The organism is Dactylosporangium sp. NPDC000244 (assembly GCF_040300725.1).
Lineage (GTDB): Bacteria > Actinomycetota > Actinomycetes > Mycobacteriales > Micromonosporaceae > Dactylosporangium.
In genome coordinates this window covers 103,980-130,066 of the sequence record NZ_JBEPEH010000036.1, presented here as the reverse complement: position 1 = coordinate 130,066, position 26,087 = coordinate 103,980, and the positions used below count along the sequence as shown (strand labels likewise).

At 73.7% G+C, this 26,087-nt stretch carries 24 protein-coding genes and 2 tRNA genes; 14 read left to right on the top strand and 12 right to left on the bottom strand.

Translation table 11 applies throughout. From position 1 onward, the window contains the following. Positions 1-300: 300 nt before the first annotated feature. The 4 genes from ABT369_RS41750 (at position 301) to ABT369_RS41735 (ending at position 2,626) form a co-directional block, all read left to right on the top strand. Positions 301-1,539, top strand: a complete 1,239-nt coding sequence (locus ABT369_RS41750; RefSeq protein WP_350621140.1) for an FAD-binding protein — start codon at positions 301-303, stop codon at positions 1,537-1,539. Positions 1,540-1,549: 10 nt separating this feature from the next. Continuing rightward, a complete protein-coding gene (locus ABT369_RS41745; RefSeq protein WP_350621138.1) occupies positions 1,550-2,338 on the top strand; it encodes a fumarylacetoacetate hydrolase family protein in 789 nt (262 codons plus the stop codon). Between the two features lie 74 nt (positions 2,339-2,412). Further along, positions 2,413-2,484, top strand: a tRNA-Gln gene (locus tag ABT369_RS41740). 69 nt (positions 2,485-2,553) lie between these two features. Then, a tRNA-Glu gene (locus ABT369_RS41735) sits at positions 2,554-2,626 on the top strand. Positions 2,627-2,737: 111 nt separating this feature from the next. Here ABT369_RS41735 and ABT369_RS41730 read toward each other — a convergent pair. The 3 genes from ABT369_RS41730 to ABT369_RS41720 form a co-directional block, all read right to left on the bottom strand. Then, positions 2,738-4,621, bottom strand: coding sequence for a hypothetical protein (locus ABT369_RS41730; protein ID WP_350621136.1), 1,884 nt, complete (start codon positions 4,619-4,621; stop codon positions 2,738-2,740). Between the two features lie 119 nt (positions 4,622-4,740). Beyond that, entirely contained in the window at positions 4,741-5,013 is a 273-nt protein-coding gene (locus tag ABT369_RS41725) for a hypothetical protein (RefSeq protein WP_350621134.1), read from the bottom strand. Positions 5,014-5,493: 480 nt separating this feature from the next. After that, complete coding sequence (locus tag ABT369_RS41720; RefSeq protein WP_223101757.1) at positions 5,494-6,180, bottom strand: IclR family transcriptional regulator; 687 nt, start codon at positions 6,178-6,180, stop codon at positions 5,494-5,496. A 49-nt stretch (positions 6,181-6,229) separates the two neighbouring features. On the opposite strand from ABT369_RS41720, the gene leuC reads away from it, so the two are divergent. From leuC to ABT369_RS41705, 3 genes are all read left to right on the top strand, one after another. Next, positions 6,230-7,648, top strand: a complete 1,419-nt coding sequence (gene leuC / locus ABT369_RS41715) for a 3-isopropylmalate dehydratase large subunit (RefSeq protein ID WP_350621132.1) — start codon at positions 6,230-6,232, stop codon at positions 7,646-7,648. Positions 7,649-7,665: 17 nt separating this feature from the next. After that, positions 7,666-8,253, top strand: a complete 588-nt coding sequence (gene leuD, locus ABT369_RS41710; protein WP_350621129.1) for a 3-isopropylmalate dehydratase small subunit — start codon at positions 7,666-7,668, stop codon at positions 8,251-8,253. A gap of 136 nt (positions 8,254-8,389) precedes the next feature. After that, on the top strand, positions 8,390-8,986 hold the full coding sequence (locus ABT369_RS41705; RefSeq protein ID WP_350621166.1) for an HU family DNA-binding protein: 597 nt from the start codon (positions 8,390-8,392) through the stop codon (positions 8,984-8,986). A gap of 61 nt (positions 8,987-9,047) precedes the next feature. On the opposite strand, the gene ABT369_RS41700 is transcribed toward ABT369_RS41705, so the two are convergent. The 5 genes from ABT369_RS41700 to ABT369_RS41680 form a co-directional block, all read right to left on the bottom strand. After that, complete coding sequence (locus ABT369_RS41700; protein WP_350621127.1) at positions 9,048-9,923, bottom strand: NUDIX hydrolase; 876 nt, start codon at positions 9,921-9,923, stop codon at positions 9,048-9,050. Beyond that, a complete protein-coding gene (locus ABT369_RS41695) occupies positions 9,911-11,437 on the bottom strand; it encodes a CYTH and CHAD domain-containing protein (RefSeq protein WP_350621125.1) in 1,527 nt (508 codons plus the stop codon). Before ABT369_RS41695 ends, ABT369_RS41700 begins: the two co-directional genes overlap by 13 nt. Before the next feature lie 28 nt (positions 11,438-11,465). Then, the gene (locus ABT369_RS41690; protein ID WP_502891887.1) at positions 11,466-13,823 is read right to left on the bottom strand and encodes an RNA degradosome polyphosphate kinase; all 2,358 of its coding nucleotides are present in this window, start codon (positions 13,821-13,823) and stop codon (positions 11,466-11,468) included. A gap of 730 nt (positions 13,824-14,553) precedes the next feature. Continuing rightward, the gene (locus ABT369_RS41685) at positions 14,554-14,751 is read right to left on the bottom strand and encodes a cold-shock protein (RefSeq protein WP_350621121.1); all 198 of its coding nucleotides are present in this window, start codon (positions 14,749-14,751) and stop codon (positions 14,554-14,556) included. A gap of 5 nt (positions 14,752-14,756) precedes the next feature. Further along, positions 14,757-15,602: a CofC family guanylyltransferase gene (locus ABT369_RS41680; protein ID WP_350621119.1), complete on the bottom strand. Its 846-nt coding sequence runs from the start codon at positions 15,600-15,602 to the stop codon at positions 14,757-14,759. Positions 15,603-15,675: 73 nt separating this feature from the next. Here ABT369_RS41680 and ABT369_RS41675 point away from each other — a divergent pair, with 73 nt between their 5' ends. From ABT369_RS41675 to ABT369_RS41665, 3 genes are all read left to right on the top strand, one after another. Next, positions 15,676-16,458: a lysophospholipid acyltransferase family protein gene (locus ABT369_RS41675; protein ID WP_350621118.1), complete on the top strand. Its 783-nt coding sequence runs from the start codon at positions 15,676-15,678 to the stop codon at positions 16,456-16,458. Continuing rightward, a complete protein-coding gene (locus ABT369_RS41670; RefSeq protein ID WP_350621116.1) occupies positions 16,455-17,486 on the top strand; it encodes an NAD(P)H-dependent glycerol-3-phosphate dehydrogenase in 1,032 nt (343 codons plus the stop codon). The genes ABT369_RS41675 and ABT369_RS41670 overlap by 4 nt, the downstream gene beginning before the upstream one ends. Positions 17,487-17,642: 156 nt before the next feature. Next, complete coding sequence (locus ABT369_RS41665; protein WP_350621164.1) at positions 17,643-18,797, top strand: cystathionine gamma-lyase; 1,155 nt, start codon at positions 17,643-17,645, stop codon at positions 18,795-18,797. Positions 18,798-18,872: 75 nt separating this feature from the next. Here the strand turns inward: ABT369_RS41665 and ABT369_RS41660 are convergent, their stop codons facing one another. From ABT369_RS41660 to ABT369_RS41650, 3 genes are all read right to left on the bottom strand, one after another. Continuing rightward, positions 18,873-19,337 carry a CHRD domain-containing protein gene (locus ABT369_RS41660; protein WP_350621114.1) on the bottom strand — a complete coding sequence of 155 codons (465 nt, stop codon included), beginning with the start codon at positions 19,335-19,337 and terminating at the stop codon, positions 18,873-18,875. Positions 19,338-19,425: 88 nt separating this feature from the next. Then, complete coding sequence (locus ABT369_RS41655) at positions 19,426-19,968, bottom strand: DUF3515 family protein (RefSeq protein WP_350621112.1); 543 nt, start codon at positions 19,966-19,968, stop codon at positions 19,426-19,428. Further along, positions 19,968-20,201, bottom strand: a complete 234-nt coding sequence (locus ABT369_RS41650; RefSeq protein ID WP_350621110.1) for an Lrp/AsnC ligand binding domain-containing protein — start codon at positions 20,199-20,201, stop codon at positions 19,968-19,970. The genes ABT369_RS41655 and ABT369_RS41650 overlap by 1 nt, the downstream gene beginning before the upstream one ends. Before the next feature lie 142 nt (positions 20,202-20,343). Between ABT369_RS41650 and ABT369_RS41645 the strand changes: the two genes are divergently transcribed. Continuing rightward, positions 20,344-21,306, top strand: a complete 963-nt coding sequence (locus ABT369_RS41645; protein WP_350621108.1) for a thiamine-phosphate kinase — start codon at positions 20,344-20,346, stop codon at positions 21,304-21,306. 42 nt (positions 21,307-21,348) lie between these two features. Continuing rightward, complete coding sequence (locus ABT369_RS41640) at positions 21,349-21,795, top strand: GNAT family N-acetyltransferase (protein ID WP_502891886.1); 447 nt, start codon at positions 21,349-21,351, stop codon at positions 21,793-21,795. 64 nt (positions 21,796-21,859) lie between these two features. Here ABT369_RS41640 and rpmB read toward each other — a convergent pair whose 3' ends face one another. Then, complete coding sequence (rpmB, locus tag ABT369_RS41635; RefSeq protein ID WP_190249618.1) at positions 21,860-22,051, bottom strand: 50S ribosomal protein L28; 192 nt, start codon at positions 22,049-22,051, stop codon at positions 21,860-21,862. Positions 22,052-22,245: 194 nt separating this feature from the next. Between rpmB and ABT369_RS41630 the strand changes: the two genes are divergently transcribed. After that, complete coding sequence (locus ABT369_RS41630; RefSeq protein ID WP_350621104.1) at positions 22,246-23,859, top strand: DAK2 domain-containing protein; 1,614 nt, start codon at positions 22,246-22,248, stop codon at positions 23,857-23,859. Between the two features lie 7 nt (positions 23,860-23,866). Then, positions 23,867-26,074 carry an ATP-dependent DNA helicase RecG gene (gene recG / locus ABT369_RS41625; protein ID WP_350621162.1) on the top strand — a complete coding sequence of 736 codons (2,208 nt, stop codon included), beginning with the start codon at positions 23,867-23,869 and terminating at the stop codon, positions 26,072-26,074. Positions 26,075-26,087: the final 13 nt, after the last annotated feature.

Below are 26,087 nucleotides of genomic sequence, written 5' to 3'. Positions count from 1 at the left end.
GCGCGGAGGCGGGGTTCCCGGGCCGAGAGCGCGAGCTGGCCCGCGGCGGGCGCGCGGAGGCGGGGCGCCCGGGCCGAGAGCGCGAGCCGGCCCGAGGCGGGCGCGCGGAGGCGGGGCGCCCGAGCGCGTGGCCCGGCCCGAGGCGAGCGCGTGAACCGGCCCGAAGCGAGAGCGTGCAGGCGAGCGGCCCTATCGGGGCGTGGAAGCCGGGGTCGAGGGCGCGCGCGGAGGCGGAAGGCGTCCGAGGTCGCTACCGTGGCGGGCGGTACCGGGCTTCACATGGGCTGGGAGGCGGCAGAAATGAGCGAGCGGCTGCGGAACTGGGCCGGCAACATCGAGTTCAGCGCCGCGCGGGTGCACCGCCCCGCGAGCGTCGAGCAGGTGCAGGAGATCGTCGCCCGGGCGGAGCGGGTGCGGGTGCTCGGCACCGGCCACTCGTTCAACACGATCGCCGACACCGACGCCGACCTGCTCAGCGTGGCCGGACTGCCCGCCGACATCCGGATCGACGCCGGCGCGGGAACGGTCAGCGTCGCGGGCGGGGTGCGCTACGGCGAGCTGGCGCGCCGCCTGGACGCGGAAGGCTACGCGCTGCACAACCTCGGCTCGCTGCCGCACATCTCGATCGCGGGCGCGGTCGCGACCGGCACACACGGGTCCGGGGCCGGGCTCGGCAACCTGGCCACCGCGGTCGCCGGCGTCGACATCGTGACCGGCGGCGGCGAGCTGGTGTCGCTGCGGCGCGGGGACGCGGACTTCGACGGCGCCGTGGTCGCGCTCGGCGCGCTCGGGGCCGTCGTGCGGGTCACCCTCGACGTCCAGCCGCGGTACCGCGTCAGCCAGCACGTCTACGAGCAGCTCCCGCGCGCCCGGCTCGACGCGCACTGGGACGAGATCGCGTCGGCGGCGTACAGCGTCAGTCTCTTCACCGGCTGGCACGGCGACACCATCGACCAGGTGTGGCTCAAGCGGCGCGACGAGGACGCGCCCGCGCCCGCGGAGCTGTTCGGCGCCGTCCCGGCCGCGGGCAAGCGGCACCCGATCGCCGTCATGTCGCCCGAGCACTGCACCGAGCAGGGCGGCGCGCCCGGGCCCTGGCACGAGCGGCTCCCGCACTTCAAGCTCGAGTTCACCCCGAGCAGCGGCGAGGAGCTGCAGACCGAGTACTTCGTGGCGCGCGCGGACGCGGTCGCGGCCTTCGCGGCCGTCGAGCGGGTCCGTGACCAGGTCGTGCCGGCGCTGCAGATCTCCGAGATCCGCACGGTCGCGGCGGACTCGATGTGGCTCAGCCCGCACTTCGAGCGCGACAGCGTGGCGCTGCACTTCACGTGGGTACCGAATAATGATCTTGTTCTTGGAGCGGTTGACGCGCTCGAGGAGGCCCTCGCGCCCTTCGCCCCGCGTCCGCACTGGGGCAAGGTGTTCCGGCACGCGCCGGGGTATGCGCGCGGGCGCGACTTCGCCGCCCTCGCCGCGCGGCTGGACCCGGCGGGCACCTTCCGCAACGCGTTCGTGGAGCGTCACGTGCTCGGGGAGTAGATTTCCACCCGTGCGTATCGCTCGTTTCGCCCACAGCAGTGGCATGTCGTTCGGGGTCGTGGAAGGCGAGTCGTCGGCCGGCGCGTCCGGGCTGACCGTCGCCGAGATCGAGGGCCACCCCTTCGGGGAGCTCCGGTTCACCGGCCAGCGCTGGGCCGTCGCCGACGTGCGGCTGCTCTCGCCCATGCTGCCCAGCAAGGTGGTGTGCGTCGGGCGGAACTACGCCGACCACGCGGCCGAGCTCGGCAACGACGTCCCGAAGGAGCCCCTGCTCTTCCTCAAGCCCTCCACGTCCATCATCGGGCCCAACGACGCCATCCGGATTCCCCCGCAGTCGCAGCAGGTCGAGCACGAGGCGGAGCTCGCCGTCGTCATCGGCGTGACCGGCGCGCGGCGGGTCGACCGCGCGGGCGCGGCCGCGGCGATCTTCGGCTACACCTGCGCCAACGACGTGACCGCGCGCGACCTGCAGCGCAAGGACGTCCAGTTCACCCGCGCGAAGGGCTTCGACTCGTTCTGCCCGATCGGGCCGTGGATCGTCACCGGCGTGGACGTCAGCGACGTCGAGGTGCGCTGCGAGGTCAACGAGGAGGTCCGCCAGCTCGGCCGGACCAAGGACATGGTGTTCGACGTGCCCACCCTCGTGTCATATGTGTCACATGTGATGACGCTGCTGCCCGGCGACGTGATCCTCACCGGCACCCCCGCCGGTGTCTCCCCGATGGTCAGCGGCGACGAGGTCGTGGTCTCGATCGAGGGGGTCGGCGCGCTCAGCAACAAGGTCCTGACCTTGGATTAGGCGTGTTGGCGACAACCGATTTGGCGTGGAAGGGGCTCTCCGGTAAAGTTCTCTTCCGGCGCGGTAAGCGCCAATGGGGTATGGGGTAATTGGCAGCCCGACTGATTCTGGCTCAGTTAGTCTAGGTTCGAGTCCTGGTACCCCAGCGCCGCAGCAAGATCGCGGTGCTGGTAGTGTTTCACAGCACGTCAGCACGTAAGGAAAGTAAGTACTGGGGCCCCGTCGTCTAGCGGCCCAGGACGCCGCCCTCTCAAGGCGGTAGCGCCGGTTCGAATCCGGTCGGGGCTACAGCTACGCACGATCCAGCCGCTTCGAGGAGTCAGACCTCGAGGCGGCTGTTGTGTTTCTAGGACCGGCCCCGGGGGCCTGGAGATGTGATCTCCAGGCCCCCGGTCTCGTTCAGGCCACGACCAGCCGGGCCTGCAGCACCGTGTCCGCGCCCGCGCGCCCCGCCGTCACCCCGACCGCCCGGACCGGATCGCCGACCGCCGACCCCGCGAGGTACACCGCCGCCACCGGGCTCGCGACCGCGCCCGCCATCGCGCGCCGGAACAGCGGATCGTCCGCCAGCCGCGACGTCCCGCCCGCATACGCGCCCGAGCGCAGCACCACGTGGTCCTCGTGCTGCTCACACTTCGCCTGGCTGATCTTCGCGAGGTCCGCGAGCTCCTGCTGCGTCCGCGCGGCCGCCGCGGCGTCCGCCATGCGCAGATCGAGCAGCAGCGGAGCCTCCGGCGACTCCTCGCCGGCCTTCCCGGCCACGGTGAACGACACCGTCTGCGCCGCGCCCAGCCCGGACGCGAGCGCAGCCGCGAGCTTGTCCGGCTGCGTCCCGATCCGCACCCGCTCCACCACCTCGTCGCCGGTGATGATCTTCAGGTCGCCCGCCGGCACGTCCACGAACATCTCCGGGTGCTCCCGCATGTACCGCTTGATCTCCTCGTCGTCGGCCATGATGAACCCCGGCGGCAGCTCGCCCAGGTCGCTCTCGCCGAGCGGGCCCGGGGGCAGCATCGCCATGCCGAACAGGCTCATCGGGAGATATCCGGCGCCCGGCCCCAGCACCTTCGTCAGGTCACCGAGCGGCCCCGCGAGGACGCCCGCGGCCGAGGCATCGCCGGAGAGGCCGCCCAGAGCGTCCAGGACGTCCGTTTTCCCGGCATCGGTACCGAGCGGCAGCCCGTCGACCCCGATGAGCCGCACGGTCGCCTCGAGGGCGTCGTCGGCCGCCCGGAGGCCGAAGACGGCGACCCCGTGCGGGTCGAGGGCCGGCACGGGCGAAGAGCTCGGACCCGCGACCGGGTTCTCGACGAAGCCCACCCCGCCGATCAGGCTCGACACGTACTCCTCGTCCAGCTCCGGGCTCAGCCGGTTCGCCTTCGCCAGGTCGGCCCAGCCGATCGCCGGCTGGTCGCCCGGGAGCGTCGCGATCGCGGCGCGGAACCCGGGGTCCTTCGCCAGCGGTGCCCGCTTCGCCTCCGCCGCCGCGGCCGCCGCGGTGCCCTGGGCGTCCAGGTCGCCGACGGCCAGCAGGACGTACCCGTCCTCGACCACGAAGCCCACGTGGTCCGTCCCGCGCCGGCGCTGCAGCGCCTCCAGCGACCCGCGCGCCTGCTTCTCGTCCCGCGCCGACGCTGCGACGAGCGTCACCGCCCGGTCCGGGCGCGCGGGCGCGGCCCACATCGCGACCCCGATGCGGTCGTCGAACCAGGGCGCCACGTCCGCATACGTGACCGGCGCCCGAAGGTCCTCGAACAGCTCGCGCTCCAGCCCGTCCAGGTCCGGGGGCGCGCCCTTGGTCTTGCGCAGCAGCTCCTCGAACTTGACCCGCTGGCCCAGCCCCGGCGTCAGGTTGACCCGCGCGAACGCCGCGACCGAGGCCGGGAGCCGCTCCTCCGGCAGCGCGCCGGTCGGCTTGTCCCAGCGCTGCATCACCGCGTACGCCGCGCCCGCCGCCAGCACCGCGACGACCACGGCCGAGGCGCCGAGCACGAGGGCGAGGCGCCGCCGCGGCCGCCCGGGCGCGTCCGCCCCGCCGGGGCCGGACAGCATGCCGTCGGCGGACATCGCGCCGGTGAGCACGGCGTCGACGGGCGTGAAGGTCCCGGAGGCCGGGCGCTCGGCCTCGACGGGCTGGGTGTCGGAGTGCTCGGCCGCCTCGCCGGCGGCCGGCGGCTCTTCGGTGGCGCTCGGGGGCTCCTCGGTGGTGCCGGGCGGCTCTTCGGTAGCGCCGGGCGGATCTTCGGTGGTGCCCGGCTGTGACGGATCGTCCGTCGATGACATGGGTGTGCCTCCCCCGCTGAATGTGACCGAGATGCTAGCGGGGGAGTGCACGGTCATGAATCCGCCGAGTCGGCGGCGCGGGCGCGCGGCCGTGGTCCGGACCGGCGCGCGGACGCGATCTAGAGCTGCGTGGCGATACCGAGGATCGCCGCGATGAACACGACGAGCGCGATGATCATCGACATGCAGCCGCCGCGGCCGCTGCCACCGCCGCTGCCGCCGCCCGGCGCGGGCGGGAGCTGCGGATCCGTCGGCGTCGCGGGGGAGTCGGGCGCGTCCGGGCCGCTCGGGCCGTGGCCGGGCGGGTTGGACGGTGTCCCGGACGAGGGTGAGGCGTGCAGGCCGGCCGAGCCGTCCGGCTCCGGGCTGGCGGGGGTCGTCGATTCGGGCACTGGCGTTCCTTCCAGCTGATGCGCTCCGGGACCGCGCCCCGGATCCGCCGATGCAGTACGCGCCCGCGCGCCGGTACACCCGGAACTCCGCACGGCACGTACCGCGCCGATCCTAGGCGCGTCCGCGCACGGCGCAACCCGCTCGCGCCCGGGAACGCGAAACCGGCCCGGACGGGGAGGTCCGGGCCGCTCGGCGCCGGTCGTAGGCGCGTCCGCGCGCCGCGCAACGCGCTCGCGCCCGGGAACGCGAAACCGGCCCGGACGGGGAGGTCCGGGCCGCTCGGCGCCGGTCGTAGGCGCGTCCGCGCGCCGCGCATCCCGCTCGCGCCCGGGAACGCGAAACCGGCCCGGACGGGGAGGTCCGGGCCGCTCGGCGCCGATCGTAGGCGCGTCCGCGCGCCGCGCATCCCGCTCGCGCCCGGGAACGCGAAACCGGCCCGGACGCGCAGGTCCGGGCCGGTCGGCGTCGAAGGGGAGGGCCTACAGGCCGGACAGGCGCTGCCCGGCGCGCACCACGGCCATCGCGTGCCGGTCGCCCGGCCGCCGGCCCAGGCGCTCGATCGGCCCGGACACGCTGATCGCCGCGATGACCCGCCCGGTGCGGTCCCGGATCGGCGCGGACACGCTCGCCACGCCCGGCTCGCGCTCGGCGACGCTCTGCGCCCAGCCCCGCCGCCGCACCTCCGCGAGGGTGCGCCCGGTGAACTTGCACCGGGGCAGCAGCGGCATCACGGCCTCGGGCGGCTCCCACGCGAGGAGGACCTGTGCGGCCGAGCCGGCGGTCATGGGCAGCACGGCGCCGATCGGCACGGTGTCGCGCAGACCGCTGGCCCGCTCGGCCGCGGCCACGCACAGCCGCTCGTCGGCGCGGCGCAGGTACAACTGCGCGCTCTCGCCGGTCGCGTCGCGCAGAGCGGTCAGCATCGGCTCGGCGGCGGTCAGCAGGACGTCGGGCGCGGCGTTGGCGAGCTCACCCAGCCGCGGGCCCGGCCGCCAGCGCCCCTGCGCGTCACGAACCAGTAAGCGGTGGATTTCCAGCGCCTGCGCCAGGCGGTGCGCGGTGGCGCGCGGAAGCTTGGTCCGCTCCACCAGTTCCGCCAGGCTGGCGCCGTCGACGCAGGCGGCAAGGATGACCACCGCCTTGTCGAGCACGCCGACACCGCTCATACTGTGTCCCACAGACCGAAACATACCTCCCAAATTTTAGGATGTCCAGATGGTGGGAGAAGCACGACAGCAGCCGCGAACGCTGGCGGAGAAGGTGTGGGACGCGCACGTCGTGCGGTCCGCCGCCGGTGAGCCTGACCTGCTCTACATCGACCTGCACCTGGTGCACGAGGTCACCAGCCCGCAGGCCTTCGACGGCCTGCGCATGACCGGCCGGCCGGTGCGCCGGCCCGACCTGACGATCGCGACCGAAGATCACAACACGCCGACCGACAACCTGCTGACCATCAGCGATCCGGTCTCGCGCACGCAGATCGAGACGCTGCGGCGCAACACCGAGGAGTTCGGCATCCGCGTGCACTCGCTGGGCGACGCCCAGCAGGGCGTGGTCCACGTCATGGGACCGCAGCTGGGCCTCTCCCAGCCGGGCATGACCATCGTGTGCGGCGACTCGCACACCTCCACCCACGGCGCGTTCGGCGCCCTCGCGTTCGGCATCGGCACCTCCGAGGTCGAGCACGTCCTGGCGACCCAGACGCTGTCCCAGGCGCGCCCGCGCACCATGGCGGTCAACGTCGTCGGCGAGCTCGGCCCCGGCGTCACCGCGAAGGACCTGGTGCTGGCGCTCATCAGCCAGGTCGGCACGGGCGGCGGGCGCGGGCACGTGGTGGAGTACCGCGGCCCCGCGATCGAGAAGCTGTCCATGGAGGGTCGGATGACCATCTCCAACATGTCGATCGAGTGGGGCGCCAAGGCCGGCATGATCGCGCCGGACGAGACGACCTTCGCCTACATCGAGGGTCGCGAGTACGCGCCGAAGGGCGAGGCCTGGGACCGCGCGAAGGAGTACTGGGCGAGCCTGAGCACCGACGACGGCGCCAAGTTCGACACCGAGGTGACGCTGGACATCTCCCAGCTGACCCCGTTCGTCACCTGGGGCACCAACCCCGGCCAGGGCGCGCCGCTGGGCGGCTTCGTGCCCAGCCCGGAGGACTTCACCGAGAACGCGGAGCGGGTCGCGGCGGAGAAGGCGCTGGAGTACATGGCGCTGACCCCCGGCACGGCGCTGCGCGACGTCGCGATCGACGTGGTCTTCCTGGGCTCCTGCACCAACGGCCGGCTCGAAGACCTGCGCGCCGCGGCCGACGTGCTGCGCGGGCGCCGCGTCGCCGAGAGCGTCCGCATGCTCGTCGTGCCCGGCTCCGCGTCCGTACGCGCGGCCGCGGAGGAGGAGGGCCTCGACAAGGTCTTCACCGAGGCCGGTGCCGAGTGGCGCTTCGCGGGCTGCTCCATGTGCCTGGGTATGAATCCCGACACACTGAAGCCCGGCGAGCGCTCCGCCTCGACGTCCAACCGCAACTTCGAGGGCCGCCAGGGCCGCGGTGGCCGCACCCACCTGGTTTCGCCCCCGGTCGCCGCCGCGACCGCTGTCGCCGGTCATCTCGCCGCCCCTGCCGACCTGAACTAAAAGGGACACGGACACTCATGGAGAAGTTCACCGTCCACACCGGCACGGCAGTTCCGCTGCGCCGGTCCAACGTGGACACCGACCAGATCATCCCCGCCGTCTACCTCAAGCGCGTCACCCGCACCGGGTTCGCCGACGGACTGTTCAACGCCTGGCGGTCCGACCCCGAATTCGTGCTCAACAATCCCGCGTACGAGGGCGCCTCGATCCTCGTCACCGGGCCCGAGTTCGGCACCGGATCATCGCGTGAGCACGCCGTATGGGCTTTGCAGGACTACGGTTTCCGGGCCGTCGTGGCGCCGCGTTTCGGCGACATCTTCCGGGGCAACGCGCTCAAGGGCGGCCTGCTGCCGGTCGAGATCGGCAGCGAAAACATCGAGACCCTGTGGGCTGCGATCGAGGCCGACCCGAAGCTTGAGGTAACGGTCGACCTCGAGAGCCGCCAGTTGCGCGCGGGCGCCCACGAATGGGACTTCCCGCTGGACGATTTCAGTCGCTGGCGGCTGCTGGAAGGCCTCGACGACATCGGCCTCACCCTTCGCCACGAAGGCGCTATCACCGAGTTCGAACAAGGCCGTCCGGAGTGGACACCCGTCGTTCACTAGCCCTCGCAGGGCGTCTCGATGAGCCTTCGGCCGAATCCGTTACTCCACAACGATTTCTTTTCCGTCATATGTTTGTATCCTGTGTGCGTTGGGATACCTTGCCCACAGGGACTTTAATTCTGGTACGGGAGGAAACGTGAACAAGGCCGAGCTCATCGAGGCGCTCAGCGCTCGCCTGGGCGACAAGAAGTCGGCGAACGCGGCGCTGGACGCGGTGCTGGCCGAGATCCAGGCCGCCGTGACCAAGGGCGACAAGGTTGCCATCACCGGTTTCGGTGTCTTCGAGAAGCGCATTCGCGGTGCGAGAACCGCCCGCAACCCGCGCACCGGTGAAGCGGTGAAGGTGAAGAAGACGTCGGTTCCCGCCTTCCGCGCGGGCGCCAGCTTCCGCGAGATGGTCGCCAGCGGCAAGGTGCCGAAGGTCGCCGCCGCCGCGAAGAAGGCCGTCGCGACGAAGACCACCGCCGCGAAGGCGACGACCGCGAAGGCCACCACCGCGAAGGCCACCACCGCCAAGGCGACGACGGCGAAGGCCGCTCCGGCCAAGGCCGCCGCGACCAAGACGGCGCCGGCGAAGGCCGCCACGAAGGCCGCTCCGGCGAAGAAGGCCGCCGCCAAGACGACCCGCGCCGCCGCTTCCACGACGGCTCGCAAGACGGCGACGGCCACCGCCGCCGCCAAGACCACGACCGCCGCCAAGAAGGCGCCGGCCAAGAAGGCCGCCGCCAAGTAGGTCAGGCAACAGCAAAGGGCGGCCCCGCGATTGCGGGGCCGCCCTTTCGCCATTCGTGGCGCTATCGCAGCGTCAGCGGCGCGAGGCGATCCCTCCCGACCACGCGGCCGCCCGCGAAACACAACACCCAGCCGGCGCCCTTACGGGTGTGGAAGTTGACGTCGGCCCGCTTCGTGAGCGCGGTGAGCAGTGGCGGCATGAGTTTTCCCTGACTGCAGATCACCGTCGTACCGCCCTGCAGCGCCAGTTCCGAAAGCGCCTCCGCGGCCGGGTCCACCGGGGCGAGCTCGTCGAAGGCCGGGTCGACCGCGACCGGCAGCCCCAGCGGCTCCATCGTCTGCCGGCAGCGCAGGGGGGTGGCCGAGACCACCCGGTCGGGCCGAAGCAGCGCCAGCAGGCCGCTCAGGCCCCTCGCATCGCGTTCCCCGGCGGCCTCCAGGGGCCGTTCGGTGTCCGGGCCCGTCCACTCCTTGCGTTTGCCGGCCTTGGCGTGGCGTACCAGCGCGACGACCCCGGTCACCGGCGGCACGTCGAGGAAGGCCCGCACGACACCGCGGTCGTGCGCGTAGCTCAGCATCGTGTGCGCGCCGGTCGCGGGCACCCACCGGGCCTCCTCGATCTCGTGGTCGGCCGCCCGCGGCGCCCACGCGGTCGCGCGCATCGACCAGAAGTCCACGCTCTTCTCGACGCCCGGCTCGCCCGTCAGGTACCGCACCGACGGCAGCCGCACCTGCGGCACCGCCTCGACCGACGTCTCCTCGAAGACCTCCCGCACCGCGGCGGTCAGCTCGTGCTCGCCCGGATCGAGCTTGCCCTTCGGCAGCGACCAGTCGTTGTACCGCGGCCGGTGCACCAGCACGATCTCCGCGACCCCATCGGCGGACCGCCGCCACACCACGCCGCCCGCCGCGCGGACCACCGAGTTCACTTCAGCCATGCGATGTTTCTATCCTCCACGACCGTCGCCCACACCGCCGGGAAGTCCGCGCGGGCCCGTGTCACCGCGGCGCGCTCGCGCTCGAAGAGCCGCCCGGCCGTCACCGCGAGGTCGTGGTCGCCCGGCTCGGCAGCGGCCGCGGTCAGCCACGCGTCCGCGGCGATCGCCGCGTCCTGGTGCTCGCCGAGCACTCCCTGCGCCCGCGCCACCGACTTGGCCAGCAGCTGCGCCTCCGGGCCGACGACCGCGGCGACCGCGTCCGCGGCGTAGCGGGCGCGCTTGGCCCGCTTGCGCACCTCGTGCCAGTCGTCGTCGGGCAGGTCCGGGGTCAGCTCGCCCGCGCCGACCACGCCGCCACCGCCCTCGACCAGGCGCCGCCACGGCTTGCGCACGATGCCCGGCAGGACGTCCTCGGCCCGCTCCCAGGCCGGCGGGGCGAGGCGGGGCTCCTCCACCGCGCCGACGAGGGCGTTGAGCAGCTTCACGTACCGCCGCGAGTGCAGCGCCTCGTCCAGCTCCCGCAGCGCCGCGTCCTGCTGGGCGGCCAGCGCCGCGTCGATGCGCGCCACCGCGCGCGGGTCGGCCGGCACGAGCGGGTCGGCCGCGGCCGTGCGGTGCAGCCGCTCCCGCAGCACCTCCACGTCGCGGGCGCCCCCGAGCGCGCCGGCCAGCCACGCCAGCTCGCCGCGCAGCTTGGCCGTCCAGTGCGGGTCGAGCAGCGCCTGGAACGTCTGCAGGTCGCTGCGCAGGCGCCGGGTGCCGACCCGCATCTGGTGCACCGGGGTGTCGCCGTTGGGCATCGTCTCGCGCAGCCGCGCGAACGGGTCGTGCTTGAAGATCCGCGCGACGTCGCGGCGGATCGCCTCGGTGACCACGTCACCCGCGTACGCGGTGCGCCGCCGCGCGGGCGCGACCAGCACCGGCGCGTCCAGCGGCGCGGCCGCCTCCATCGCGCGCATGTGCTTGGCCACGAACGCGCCGGCCCGCGCGCCCGCGCCCAGCAGCAGCTCCTCGATCCCGTCGAGCAGCCGCCGGTCACCGCCGGCGCGCTCCACCTCGATCTCGCGGAAGCGCAGCACCACCTCGCGGCCGTCGAGCACGCTCACCGTGTCGTCGGCGACCTCCGCCAGCAGCTGCCCGTCGGCGTCGGCGACCTCGTACACGGTGCGCACCGTGTACAGGATCGCCGCCGGGTCGAGCGGGCGCCCGCGCCGGTACGCGGTGACGAGATCGAGCAGCTGCGGGGGTATTACACCCGAGCCCTGCGACGGGCGCGAGTACTCGTGGCGAGTCCCCGCCCGCGAGGAAGGCAGCTTCACCGTCCACACCTTCGAGGACGCGTCGCCCTTGCGGTACCGCAGCGAAACGCCGTGGCGCGCGAGCAGCCGCTCGGGAGTGTCGTAGTAGGTCGCCCGCAGCGTCACCGGCTCCCGCGCGCTCACCAGGCCGGCGGCGCCGAGGTCCGGCATCGTGAACCCGTCGTCGGCGAGGTACTTGCGCTCTTCCTCCAGCATCCAGTCACCCTAAAGAGGTCAGACGGGCTCACTCCACCCGGTCGACGATGCGGCGCAGCAGCGCCTCCTGCGGATTCTTGCCCGCCCGACGGTGCCACTCGCCGTTGCCCGAGAGCTCGAAGGCGCCGGTGTCGCCGCTCATCATCAGGCTCAGCACCCGGTGCAGCTCGTCCGTCGAGGCCGGGTCGGTCACCTGGACCAGCGCCTCCACGCGGCGGTCCAGGTTGCGGTGCATCAGGTCGGCCGAGCCGATCCAGTACTCCGCGCGGGCGCCGTGGCCGAACCGGAACACCCGCGAGTGCTCCAGGAACCGGCCCAGGACCGAGCGGACCCGGATGTTCTCCGAGAGGTCCGGCACGCCCGGGCGCAGCGCGCAGATGCCGCGCACGATCAGGTCCACGCGCGTCCCCGCGCGGCTCGCCCGGTACAGCGAGTCGATGACCTCCTCGTCGACCAGCGAGTTCACCTTGAGCTGGACGAGCCCGTCCGCGCCGTACGCGACCTCGCGCTCGATCCGCTCGATGATGCCCCGGCGCACCCCGTGCGGGGCGACCAGCAGCCGGCGGTACGACGTCTGACGGCTGTAGCCGGTGAGCACGTTGAACAGGTCGGTCAGGTCGGCGCCCACCTCGGGGTCGGCCGTCAGCAGCCCGTAGTCCTCGTAGAGCCGCGCGGTCTTCGGGTGGTAGTTGCCGGTGCCGATGTGGCAGTAGCGGCGGATGTGGTTGCCCTCCTGGCGCACCACGAGGGCCGTCTTCGTGTGCGTCTTGAGGCCCACGAGGCCGTACACCACGTGGCAGCCCGCCCGCTCCAGCGTCCGCGCCCAGCCGATGTTCGCCTTCTCGTCGAAGCGCGCCTTGACCTCGACCAGCACCACGACCTGCTTGCCGGCCTCGGCTGCGTCGACGAGCGCGTCGACGATGGGGGAGTCGCCGCTGGTGCGGTACAGCGTCAGCTTGATCGCCAGCACGTTCGGGTCGGCCGCGGCCTGCTCGATGAAGCGCTGCACGCTCGTGGAGAACGAGTGGTAGGGGTGATGCACCAGGATGTCGTGGTCGCGCAGCCGCGCGAAGACGCTGCGCGGCGTCTCGCCCTCGGCGAAGTGCGGATGCGTCGCCGGTACGAACGGCGGGTCCTTCAGATCCGGACGGTCGACGCCGTTGTAGACCTCCCACAGCGCGGTCAGGTCCAGCCACCCGGGCACGCGCAGCACGTCGTGGGAGTCCATGTCGAGCTCGCGGACGAGCAGCTCGAGCACGTGGTCGGAGATGGACGCCGCGACCTCCAGCCGCACCGGCGGCCCGAAGCGCCTCCGCGCGAGCTCGCGCTCCAGCGCCTGCAGCAGATCCTCGTCGCGGTCCTCGTCGAGCTCGACCTCGGCGTTGCGCGTGACGCGGAACAGGTGGTGCTCGACCACCTGCATGCCCGAGAACAGCTGCCCGAGGTGCGCCGCGATGAGCTCCTCGACCGGCAGGAAGCGCATCACCCGCGCCCCGTCGCGCGCGGCGTGCAGGGCGAAGAACCGCGGCACGTTGTTGGGCACCTTGATCCGCGCGAACAGCTCGGGGCCGCCGTCCTTCTCGCGCACCACGACGGCGAGGTTCAGCGACAGGCCGGAGATGTACGGGAACGGGTGCGCGGGGTCGACCGCCAGCGGCGTGAGCACCGGGAAGATCTGCTCGCGGAACGAGGCGCGCATCCGCTCGCGTTCGGCCGGGTCCAGCTCCGTCCAGCGCACGATGTGGATGTTCTCCGCCGCCATCGCGGGCGCGATCTCCTCGGCGAAGACCCGCGACTGGCGCGCCATCAGGCCCGTCGTGCGCTCGGCGATCTGCTCGAGCTGCTCCGTCGGCGGCAGGAAGCCCGGGGGACGGCGCACCGGCAGGCCGGTCTGCAGGCGCCGCTTCAGCCCGGCGACGCGCACCATGTAGAACTCGTCGAGGTTGCTGGCGAAGATGGCCAGGAACTTGGCCCGCTCCAGCAGCGGCGTCGCGGGGTCCTCGGCGAGGGTCAGCACCCGGGCGTTGAAGTCCAGCCACGACAGCTCACGGTTGAGATACCGGTCCTCGGGCAGCGGCTTTTCTTCCTCCTGTACCTGCACAGCGCTCCCTTCTGAACCGAACCACTCCGTGACGGCATCCCCGTCGCGCGTGGCCGCGTCCTCCTCGGTCGCGTCCGCGCCCGTCTCGTTCGTGTCCTGACGGGGCTGAGCCGCTGCGGGGTCACCCGTGCCTGCCTCGGGCCGGCCCGTGCCCTGTGCGGCGCTCTCGACCGGCTTCGCAGGGGCCGCGGGCGGTCCGTCGCTCGCGCCGCTCGTCTTGTCCGCAGCGCTCGTCTTGCCCGCGGTGCTCTTGGCGGCGGCGGTCCCGTTCGCGGCGGTGGTCACCGGCTTGGCGGAAGCGGCTCCGTTCGTGGCGGCAGGCGCCGGCTTGGTCGCGGCAGGCGCCGGCTTGGTCGCGGCTGCGCTGGTCGCCGGTTTGGCGGGAGCAGTTCCGTTGGCCGCGGCGGTCACCGGCTTCGCGGCCGCGCCCGTGGCCTTGGCGGTGGTCGCGGGCCGGGCGGCCGGACGCGCGGTGGCGGCCGGCTTCGTCGCGGCAGACTCAGTCGGGCCCGTCTCAGCCGCGGCGGGTTCGGTCGGAGCGGCCGGGGTGGGAGCGGCTGCCGAGGTGGGTGCCGGCTCGGCCGGGGAGGGATCCGGCTCGGCTGGCTTGGCGGCCGGCGCCTTGGTCGGGGACTTCTGAGTCGGCACCCGCTCGGACGCCTTCGCCGACTCTGTCGTGGCCTCGTTCACCGTGACCTCGCTCACCGTGGCTTCGTCGGCCGGCGCCGGGCGCGCGGCCTTGGTGGAGCGACGAGCCCGGGCCGGGGCCCCGTCCCCACCGGACCTGGTCGTCTTGGGCGGACTCTCCGGTTCGGGCCGCTGGGCGGCGCTGCGCGGGCGGCTTCGACCGGTTGTGCTCTCGTCCACCGGATCATCATGGCCCGTTTGTGCCGGTCTGAACATGAACTTCCCGCTGCTTGGCCGCGACGGAACGTTGTGCGCGAGATGTTCGTGATCGTGCCCACATCGTCGCGCCCGCCGGCCCGGGCGGGCTTTTGCCGCTACCTGATCTCCCCTACGGGAGCGTGGGCAGTGTGACCTTCGTGATCGTGCCCACATCGTCGTGGTCGAGCCGCACCCGCTGGCCCAGCCGCAGATGACGCAGCCCGGACGCGTCGAACGCCGCGGCCGGGAAGGTCACCTCGACCCCGTCGTCGAGCAGCACCGTCCCGGTGCGGCTCGCGTCATCGAACGTCGCGACCGTGCCCTGCATACCGATCACGCTACCGTGCAGAGGACTTGTCCGGTATGTGCGCCGAGTCCCAGTCGCGACGCGGCATCGAGATCGGCCGCGGTGTCGACGTCGCGGCGCAGGCTCGGCCAGGCCCCATCGAGCCGTATCGCGCCCGAGCGCAGATGCGCCACCGCGGACCCGGGCCCGAACTGCGGCGCGAGCGCCTCCCCGGCGGGCGCCGCGAGCAGCACCGTCCCGGTGCCCTCCAGGTCCGGCACGAACGCCCGTCGCCCGGCACGCGCGGCCGCGACCAGCGCCGCCTCAAGATCGTCGGGCCGCATCGCGGGCAGGTCGGCGGTCAGCGCGACTACGCCGAGCCCCCGCCCACCGACGTCCCCGGCGGCGTCCGAGCCGTCGTCCGAGCAGCTGTCCGAGCCGCCGCCCACGCGCGCCGCCGCATCGATGCCGGGCTGCCGCGCCTCGGGGAGCCGGTCCCCGCGAGCGCCCGGCTCCGGCCGGCCGGCCTGCGCGTCCGCGCGCACGCGGGCCGGGCCGGGCTGCCAGGCGGCCTGGGCGCCGTAGGCGAGGGCCGCGTTCAGGCCCGCCGCGGGCGCGTCGGGCAGGCAGAACGCGCCGAGCTCGGTCAGCTCCGAGCACACCGCCGGGTCGTCGCAGATGACCACGACGCGGGCGACCGCGCGGCAGGCGAGCGCGGCGGCTACCGTGTCGCGTGCCATGGCCAGGACGAGATCGGGGTGGACGGCCTCGGGAACGGCGCCGCGCAGGCGCGTCTTGGCCGCTCGCAGCGGCTTGACCGGGACCACCGCCACCCAGGCGGCCGCCCGCTCGGGCGCCGTCAGCTGGGTCGTCGACTGGCCGTGGCAATGCATGAGCCATCCTGACACGGCCACCGGGCGCCTGGCAGTGGCATGATTCGCAGCAGAACCGTGAGGGGAGGGTGAGATGGTGCGCCGGAGGCTCGGCTTCTGGCGGCGTTTCGCCGTCATGACCGTCAAGCCCGCGATCCAGGTGCTGACCCGCCGCACCTGGCGAGGGATGGAGCACATCCCGGGCGACGGTGGGGTGATCATCGTCGTGAACCACATCTCCCACGCCGACCCGCTGGCCGTCGCGCACTACATCTACGACGCCGGGCGGTGGCCGTCGTTCCTGGCCAAGTCGAGCCTGTTCGAGGTGCCGGTGCTGGGCTACCTGCTCAAGGCCGTCCACCAGATCCCGGTGCGCCGCGGCACCACCGACGCCGTGAAGGCGCTCGAGGCCGCCCGGGCGGGCGTCCGCGCGGGCGAGGCCGTGGTCATCTACCCCGAGGGCACCACGACGCGGGAGCCGGACCTGTGGCCCATGCGCGGCAAGACCGGCGCGGCGCGGCTCTGGCTGGACACCGGCGCGCCGATGATCCCGATCGTCATGTGGGGCCCGGAGCAGATCTACGACCCGCGGACGAAGAAGCTCAAGCTGCTCCCGCGCGCGAAGGTCACCGTCGTCACCGGCGCGCCGCTCGACCTGTCGGCCTGGTCGGGCTCGCAGCCGACGGCCCAGACGCTGAACGAGATCACCGACCACATCATGCTGCACCTGCGCGACATGCTGGTGGAGATCCGCGGCGGCACCCCGCCACCGCTGTGGACGCCGAAGCGCTCCGCCCCGGGCTCTGACGAGCGGCAGTCCGCCCAGCGCCCGGGAGAGACGCGGCCCGCCCAGCGCCCCGAAGAGCAGACGGCATGAGCATCCAGCGCGCGGCCGTCCTCGGGGCGGGCTCCTGGGGCACGGCGTTCGCCAAGGTGCTCGCCGACGCCGGCACGCCCTCCGTCACCGTCTGGGCGCGCCGGCCCGAGCTCGCCGCCGCCATCCGCGACGAGCACCACAACCCCGACTACCTGCCCGGGACGTGGCTCCCGGGCGCGGTCACGGCCACCTCCGACGCGTTCGAGGCGATCGACGGGGCGGATCTGGTCGTGCTGGCGGTACCGTCGCAGACCCTCCGCGCCAATCTCTCCGCGTGGCGCGGCACCATCGGCGCGGACGCGACGCTCGTGAGCCTCATGAAGGGCATCGAGCTCGACACCCTCAAGCGCATGAGCGAGGTGATCGTCGAGGTCGCCGGCGTGGAGCCGGAGCGGGTCGCCGTCGTCACCGGGCCGAACCTGGCCCCGGAGATCGCCGCCGAGCAGATCGCGGGCACCGTGGTGGCCTGCCGGGACATCCGCCGCGCCGAGCTCGTCCAGCGGGCGATCAGCACGCGCTACCTGCGGCCGTACACCAACGACGACGTCGTCGGCTGCGAGCTCGGCGGCGCCGTGAAGAACGCGATCGCCCTCGCCTACGGGATGGCCTCCGCGCTCGGGTTCGGCGACAACACCAAGGCGACCCTGATCACGCGCGGCCTGGCCGAGACCGCCCGCCTCGGCGCGGCGCTCGGCGCCAACCCGATGACGTTCGCGGGTCTGGCCGGCCTGGGCGACCTCATCGCGACGTGCTCGTCGCCCCTGTCGCGCAACCGTACCTTCGGCGAGCGCCTCGGCCGCGGCGAGACCCTGGAGCAGGCGCAGGCCGCGACCCGCCAGACCGCCGAGGGCGTCAAGAGCTGCAAGTCGATCCGCGACCTCGCGCACAGCGTCGGCGTGGAGATGCCCATCACCGAGCAGGTCGAGCAGGTCTGCCACGAGGGCGTCGACCCGCTCAAGGCCCTGGCGGCGCTGATGGCCCGCGAGACGAAGCCGGAGCGCCCGGGCGTCCCGTCGACCGGTCAGTGACACGCGGCGCGCCCACACCCGAGCAGCGGCGCCGCCCGCACCCGAGCAGCGGCGCGCCCGCACCCGAGCCACCTGCCCGCCCCGATTGACGACGCCTCCGCGCGGCGAGGGGCGACGGCGCGCGTGCGCAACGAGCGTGGGGGAGTGAGACGCCTGATGAAGGGGGACAGCAGCGTGGATGCGAGCGAGAACGGGACGCCCGGGCGCGGGGACGGGACGCGGGTCGTGCACGCCGGGGTGCCGGCGGCCGTGGCGGGAGAGCCGTTCCTGCCGTCGCCGGTGTTCGTGGCGCCGTATCACCTCGATCCGGTCGCGGGCCCGAAGCCGGGCGTGGACGGATACGGGCGGTCGGACAACCGGACGTACCGAAACCTGGAAAAGGCGATCGGGGACCTCGAGGGCGGCGAGTGCGTCGTCTTCGCCTCCGGCATGGCGGCCATCACCGCGGTCCTGCTCGCCACGCTGCGCGCGGGTGAGACCGTCGTGCTGCCCTCCGACGGGTACTTCCTGACCCGCGCCTTCGCCGGCGAGCACCTGCCCGGGCGCGGGATCGAGGTGCGGACGATGCCGACGGCGGGACCGTACCCGTCGCTGGACGACGTGCGGCTGCTGCTGCTCGAGACGCCCTCCAACCCGGGGCTGGACGTGTGCGACATCGCCGGGCTCGCCGCGCGGGCGCACGCCGGTGGCGGCCTCGTCGCGGTCGACAACACCACGCCGACGCCGCTCGGGCAGCGGCCGCTCGACCTCGGTGCGGACTTCTCGGTCGCCTCGGCCACCAAGGCGCTGACCGGGCACTCCGACATGCTGCTCGGCTACGTCTGCGCCCGCGACCCGCAGCTGGTCGAGTCGATCCGCACGTGGCGAGCGCGGACGGGCGGCATCCCCGGCGCGTTCGAGGCGTGGCTCGCGCACCGCTCGCTCGGGACGCTCGACCTGCGCCTGAGCCGCCAGACGGCGAACGCGGCGGCGGTGACGGAGCTGCTGGCCGGGCACCCGGCGGTCGCATCCGTGCGGTGGCCCGGGCGCCCGGGCGACCCCGCGTTCGAGGCGGCGGTCCGGCAGATGCGCCGCATCCCGGGCGTCGTGACGTTCGTGCTGGCCGACAAGGCGGCCGTCGACCGCTTCCTGGAGGCGTCCGAGCTGGTGTTCGCCGCGACGTCGTTCGGCGGCCTGCACTCCTCGGCGGACCGGCGGGCGCAGTGGGGCGACGACGCGCCCGACGGGCTCGTGCGCTTCTCGTGCGGGGTCGAGGACACCGCGGACCTGGTCGCGGACGTGCGCCGGGCGCTGGACGCCACGCTGCGCTGAACGCCACCGCGCGGCGCACCGGTTCGAGTCCGGGGCGCCGCGCGGGAGCGTGCTCCGCGGCAGCGGCGCACGCGGTCAGGTGAGGCGGAGCTGGCCGCGCAGGGCGCCGTCCGGGTACTTCGACGAGTGGACGTTCACGTAGTACCGCTGCGGGGCGTTCCACAGCCGCTCCGTCTGCCGGCGGCCGAGGTTCGTGCAGGCCGCGGCCGAGCCGTGCCACATCGGCTCGCTGAGGGCGGTCGCCACCGGGCCGTCGTGGCCGGAGAGGCCCCGGTGGATGTGGGCCTGGGTGATGTCGCCGTCGACGTCGCGCACGTGGAGCACGTAGCAGAGGCGGCCGTTGCGGTGCAGGGTCAGCAGGGCCACACCGGTCGCGTCGGGGTCGCCGCTGTTCCTGGGCACCTCCTGCTTGCCGCTAAGCGCCGCGACCAGGTTCACCTGCTGCTGCCGCGGCGGGGCGGGCGCGGCCGCGGCCGGCGCGGCGGGGGTCAGCAGAGCGGCGGACGCGAGCACCGTGAACAGCACGGACTTGGCGGGCATGAGGCAGCCTCCTCGAGATCGGTGCGCCCGGAGGCGCGGTGATCCGAACCGGGGAGGGCTCAGTGGCACAAGGGTGATGCGGCGGAGCTCAGCAGTGCAGGTCGCCGGCCGGCGCGGACGGGACGGTGGCCACGATCGCCGGTGAAAGATTCACCAGCCACGAGCCCTCTGCGCCCTTCGGAACCACGACCTGGAGCGGGACCTGGCGGTCGACGGTGTGCCAGACCGTCTGCCCGGACTGCTCGTCCGCCCACCAACATACGTCCGACAGCCCCAGCAGCTGCGGGTTTTGCGGAACCGCCGGGGCGGCGCGGCCGCACGACAGGACGATCGCCGGGTCGCCGAACGCGGCGTTCTGCTCGCCCCCGGCGGTCACCTGGCGACGGTGCAGGCCGCCGAGGTCCTCGGGCAGCCGGGACACCAGCGCGCGGCACACAGCGGCCGGGGACGGGTCGAGCCCGGGCGCCTCAGCCGATACCGGTGCGGTGCTCGGCGCCGAAGGGAAACCGCCCAGGACCCAGAACGCGACGATGCCCGCGACCAGCGCCAGGGGCAGTGCGGCGAAGGTCGCGAGCTTCGCCGGGCTCGGCGAGGGGCGCGCGGGCGCGTCCGGGCTCGTTACGGCCGGCACTACAAGTGCACCACCGAGCAGGTGACCGTGCGCGTGATGCCCGGCACCAGCTGGACCTTCGAGACGATGAGCTGACCCAGTTCGTCGATGTTGCGGGCCTCGGTGAGGACCACGACGTCGTAAGGCCCGGTGACCGCGTCGACGCGGACCACCCCGTTGAGCCCCTGAATGGCCATGGCCACATCGCGGGCCTTGCCGACCTCTGTTTGGATCAGGATGTATGCCTGTACCACGACACGACTCCCTCCCTGCCGTCCGCACGCTGATCAGGCGTCAACCTACCGCAAGAATGGAATCGGCAAATCAACCGCCGTGCGTGATCATGCCACGACACGCGGCGGCGGCGACACTATCGAGCATCAGCTTGGAGGACGGGTGACCGTTTCAACCGCCGGAGAGTTCGGGCTCATCTCACGGGTGACGGCCCGGCTCGGGGCGGCGTCGCCCTTCGTACTGCTCGGACCGGGGGACGACGGCGCGATCGTCGCGACCCCGGACGCGCGCGTCGTCGCGAGCACCGACGTGCTCGTGGACGGGCGCCACTTCCGCCGCGACTGGTCCAGCGCGCGTGACGTCGGCCACCGCGCGGCCGCGGCCAACCTCGCCGACATCGCGGCCATGGGCGCCCGGCCCACGGCCCTCCTGGTGGCCCTGTGCGCCCCGGCGAACCTGCAGATCTCGTGGGCCGAGGAGCTCGCCGACGGCCTGGCCGCGGAGGCGGCGAAGACCGGCGCGACGGTCGTGGGCGGGGACACGTCGTCGAGCCCGACGCTGACCATTGCGGTGACCGCGCTCGGGGACCTGGACGGGCAGGCGCCGGTCCTGCGCTCGGGCGCGCACCCGGGCGACGTGGTGGCCGTCGCGGGGCGGATCGGGCACGCCGCGGCGGGGTACACGATCCTCTCCCGCGGCTTCCGCTCCCCGAAGCTGCTCGTCGACGCGCACCGGCGCCCCGACGTGCCGTACCACCTCGGCCCCGTCGCCGCGCGGATGGGCGCGACGTCCATGATCGACATCTCCGATGGGCTGCTGGCCGATCTCGGTCACATCGCCACGGCCAGCGGCGTCGGCATCGACGTGCGCCGCGACGCGTTCACGGTGCCCGAGGCCATGCATGCCGCCGCGACCGCGCTGGGCGTCGACCCGTACGGCTGGCTACTGGCCGGCGGCGACGACCACGCGCTGGCCGCCACCTTCCCGCCCGACGTCGAGCTGGGCGACGAGTGGCTCGTCGTCGGCTCCGTGGTGACCGCCAGCGTGTTCACCACGGGTGAGGGCGTGACCGTGGACGGTCGCCGGTACACGGGCGGCGCCCCGGGGTGGGATCACTTCAAGTAAGGGCCGGTACGCTCGACGCTCGTGACAGAGATCGACATCCGGATGACCCGCTACGGCGCGCGGGTCGCCTCCGACCTGACCACCGCCGCGCTCGCCGACCTGAGCGAGCGGTACGGCGGCGAGGGTGACTCCACCCCCGTTGAGCCCGTTGAGTTCGACCCGCCCGAGGGGGCGTTCCTCGTCGCCTACGTGGACCACGTGCCGGCCGGCTGCGTCGGCTTCCGCACGTTCGCCGAGGACGAGACGACGGCCGAGCTCAAACGCATGTACGTCGCGCCGCAGTTCCGCGGCCTCGGGATCGCCAAGGCGCTCCTGCGGGCGGTCGAGGACGCCGCGCGGGAGGCGGGCCGCAAGCGGATGTGGCTGGAGACGGGCACCGCGCAGCCGGAGGCGATCGGGCTGTACGAGCGCAGCGGATACGCGCGGATCGAGGACTTCGGCCACTACAAGGGCTACCCCGAGGTCCGCTCGTTCGGACGGGACCTCTGAGGCCTGCCCGGGCACGACGAAAGGCCCCGTGACCGTGTCACGGGGCCTTTCGTCGTGCCTGGGGTCAGCCCCGGACGACCTTGCCGGCCTTGAGGCAGGAGGTGCAGACCTGCACCTTCCGCGTGGTGCCGCCACCGGCCGGGGTGCGCACCGTCTGAATGTTGGGGTTCCAACGGCGGTTGGTCCGCCGGTGCGAGTGGGACACGTTGTGGCCGAAGCCCGGTCCCTTGCCGCAGACGTCGCACACGCTAGCCACGGGGATCTCCTGGGTTGATTGCAGTCTTGGGGCGGGAACGGACCCGCGCCGCGGCTCTCGTTCCAGGCGTCACCGGCCGGGTGAACGGCGGGCAACCCGGTAAGGCTACCTGATGCGACCCCTCGACACCCAATCGGCCCTGTCGGCGCCCGCATCGGTGGGGAATGACCGCCTTCACCGTTAGGCTCTGCCGCGTGCCAGACAGTGTGGACGCCGCCGCCGTCCGCCGGTGGTGTGCCGGTGGCCTGGCCGCGCTGCGGCGCCATCAGGCCGAGATCGACGCGCTCAATGTGTACCCCGTGCCGGACGGCGACACCGGCACCAACCTGGTGCTCACGATGTCCTCGGCCGTCGAGGCGGCCGTGGGCGCGACGGCCGCCGAGACCATGCGCGGCGCCGCCCGGGGCGCGCTGCTCGGCGCGCGCGGGAACTCGGGGATCATCCTGGCCCAGCTCTTCAAGGGGCTCGCGGCCGGCCTGGAGCGCGCGGGCGCGGCCCCGGTGACCGGCGCCGTGCTGGCCGGGGCGCTCGACGACGCGGCCCGCGGGGCCTACGACGCGGTCGCCGCGCCGGTCGAGGGCACCGTGCTGACCGTCGGGGTCGCCGCCGCGAAGGCCGCCGTCGCCGCCGGGGCGCGCGGGGGCGTGGTCGCCGTGGCCCGGGCGGCCTCGCAGGGCGCGCGGGAGGCGCTCGCGCGGACGCCCGAGCAGCTGCCGGCGCTGGCCCGGGCCGGGGTCGTCGACGCGGGCGGGCGCGGCCTCGTGGTGCTGCTCGACGCGCTGGTGGAGACCCTGACCGGCGACGAGCCGCCCGACGGCCCGGTCACCGCGGCCGTGCCGGCCGGTGGCCGCCCGGGCGCGGCGGTCGAACGGGAGACCGGGTCGGCCGACTTCGCCTACGAGGTGCAGTACCTGCTCGAGGCGCCCGCGGACGCGGTGGAGACGCTGCGCGGCGCCCTCGCCGCGCTCGGCGACTCCCTGGTGATCGTCGGCGACGAGCCGACCTGGCACGTCCACGTGCACGTCAACGACGTCGGGGCGGCGATCGAGGCCGGCATCGCCGCGGGGCGCCCGAGCCGGATCACCGTGACCCGCTTCGAGGACCAGATCGCGGCGCGCGCGGACGCCTCCGGCCCGGCGGGCGAGGGCGGCGGGCACCCGGATCGCGCCGTCGTGGTCGTGTGCAACGGGCGCGGGCTCGCGCAGCTGCTCGAGTCCGAGGGGGCGACGGTGCTGACCGGCAACCCGTCCACGCGCCAGCTCCTCGACGCGATCGTGGGCGCGGGGGCGGAGCGCGTCGTCGTGCTGCCCAACGACGCGAACGTGCTGGCCGTCGCCGCGGCCGCCGCGGGCGAGGCGCGCGCCGCAGGCGTCCGCGCGGGCGTGGTGCCCACCCGCTCCCCGGTGCAGGCGCTCGCCGCCATGGCCGTGCGCGACCCGGCGCGGCGCTTCGAGGACGACGTGATCGCCATGGCCGAGGCGGCCGCGCGGTGCCGGTCCGCCGAGGTCACCATCGCCGGGCGGGAGGCGCTGACGGTCGCCGGGCGCTGCCAGCCCGGTGACGTGCTCGCGATCGTCGACGGCGAGGTCAACCTCATCGGCCAGGACCTGCCGCAGACCGCCTTCCGGCTGCTGGACCGGATGCTCGCCGGCGGCGGCGAGCTCGTCACGCTCATCGCCGGCCGCGACGCGCCCGAGGGGCTCGGCGCGGCCCTGCGCGCCCACGTCGAGGGCTCGTGGCCGTTCGTGGAGGTCCAGTGCTACGAAGGGGGCCAGCCGCACTACCCACTCCTGGTGGGCGTCGAGTAGAGGAAACCTGGAGTTGGCCGACATCGACCTGAGCACACCGCTGTCGAAGGTCCTCGGGGGCAACGGCGCGAAGCTGCTCGCCGAGCACCTCGACCTGCACACGGTGGGCGACCTCGTGTACCACTTCCCGCGCCGGTACGAGGAGCGCGGCGAGCACACCGACATCCGCGCGCTGGAGATCGACACCGACGTCACCGTGTTCGGGCAGGTCAAACGCGTCAACTCCCGGACGTTCGTGCAGCAGCGCGGCAACACCCGGGGCAAGCGGGGCTCGCTGGTCGAGGCGGTCATCGGCGACGACGGCGGCGGCGAGATCAGCGTCACGTTCTTCAACCAGCCGTGGCGGGAGAACCAGCTGCGCCCGGGCCGGTGGGGCCTCTTCTCCGGCAAGGTCGGCCGGTTCAACCAGAAGCTGCAGCTCAACCAGCCCGACTACGTCCTGCTCGACGCGGGCGAGGGCGAGGAGGCGGTCGAGGAGTTCGCCGGGGCGATCATTCCCGTGTACCCCGCGACCGCGCGCGTGCCCACGTGGCGCATCGCCGCGGCCGTGCGCACCGTGCTCGACGTGCTGCCGCCGACGTCCGACCCGGTGCCGGCCGCGACGCGCGCCACGCGGCGGCTGAGCTCGCTGGACAAGGCGCTGCGCGAGATCCACCGGCCCGAGTCCCAGCAGTCGCTCGCCGTCGCGCGGAGGCGGCTGAAGTGGGACGAGGCGTTCGCGCTCCAGCTGACCCTGGTCCAGCGCAAGAAGCGCGCCGAGGACTGGCCGGCGGTGCCGCGCCCGCGCCGCGCCGACGGGCTGCTCGCGGCGTTCGACGCCGGGCTGCCCTACGAGCTGACCCGGGGCCAGCGCGACGTCGGCGACGAGATCGCGGCCGACATGGAGCGCGCCCACCCGATGCACCGCCTGCTGCAGGGCGAGGTCGGCTCCGGCAAGACCCTGTGCGCCCTGCGCGCCATGCTCCAGGTCGTCGACGCCGGCGGCCAGGCGGCGATGCTGGCCCCGACCGAGGTGCTGGCCGTCCAGCACCATCGCAACGTCACGGACCTGCTCGGCGCGATGGCCCGGGCCGGCGAGCTGGACGCCGCGCCGGAGGCGACCCGGGTCACCCTGCTGACGGGGTCCCTGGGCGCGGCCGCGCGGCGGAAGGTGCTCGAGGACCTGCGCAGCGGCACCGCGGGCATCGTCGTCGGCACCCACGCCCTGCTCTACGAGGGCGTCGACTTCGCCGACCTGGGCCTCGTCGTCGTCGACGAGCAGCACCGCTTCGGCGTCGAGCAGCGCGACGCGCTGCGCACCAAGGCCGACCAGCCGCCGCACGTGCTCGTCATGACGGCGACGCCGATCCCGCGCACGGTCGCGATGACCGTCTTCGGCGACCTGGAGACCTCGGTGCTCAGCCAGTTGCCGCGCGGGCGCTCGCCGATCGCGTCGCACGTCGTGCCCGTCACCGAGAAGCCCGCGTTCCTGGACCGGGGCTGGCGGCGGCTGCGCGAGGAGGTGGCGAAGGGGCACCAGGCCTACATCGTGTGCCCCCGCATCGGCGACGCCGCCAAGTCCGACGGCGAGGACGTGCCGCCCGCCAACGACGACGGGCGCCGTCCGCCGGTCGCGGTGCTGGACGTCGCGCCGCAGCTGGAGGAGGGCCCGCTGCACGGCCTGCGCATCGGGGTTCTGCACGGGCGCCTGCCGGCCGAGGAGAAGGACGCGATCATGCGTACCTTCTCCGAGGGCCGCCTCGACGTGCTCGTCGCCACCACGGTCATCGAGGTCGGCGTGGACGTGCCGAACTCGACGATGATGATGATTCTCGACGCCGACCGCTTCGGCGTCTCCCAGCTGCACCAGCTGCGCGGACGCGTCGGCCGGGGCAGCGCGCCGGGCCTGTGCCTGCTCGTCACCGAGTCCGGCGAGGGCACGCCCGCGCGGGCGCGCCTGGACGCGGTCGCCTCGACCACCGACGGGTTCAAGCTGGCCGAGCTCGATCTGGAGCAGCGCCGCGAAGGCGACGTGCTCGGGGCCTCGCAGTCCGGGCACCGCTCGCACCTGCGGCTGCTGTCGCTCCTGCGCGACTCGGAGCTGATCGGGGAGGCCCGCGCGGAGGCGGCGGAGCTGATCGCGGAGGACCGGGAGCTGGAGCGGCACCCGGCGCTGGCCGCGACGATCGCGCGGCTGGTGGACGAGGAGCGGGCCGAGTACCTCGAGAAGGGGTGACGCGGATCACATC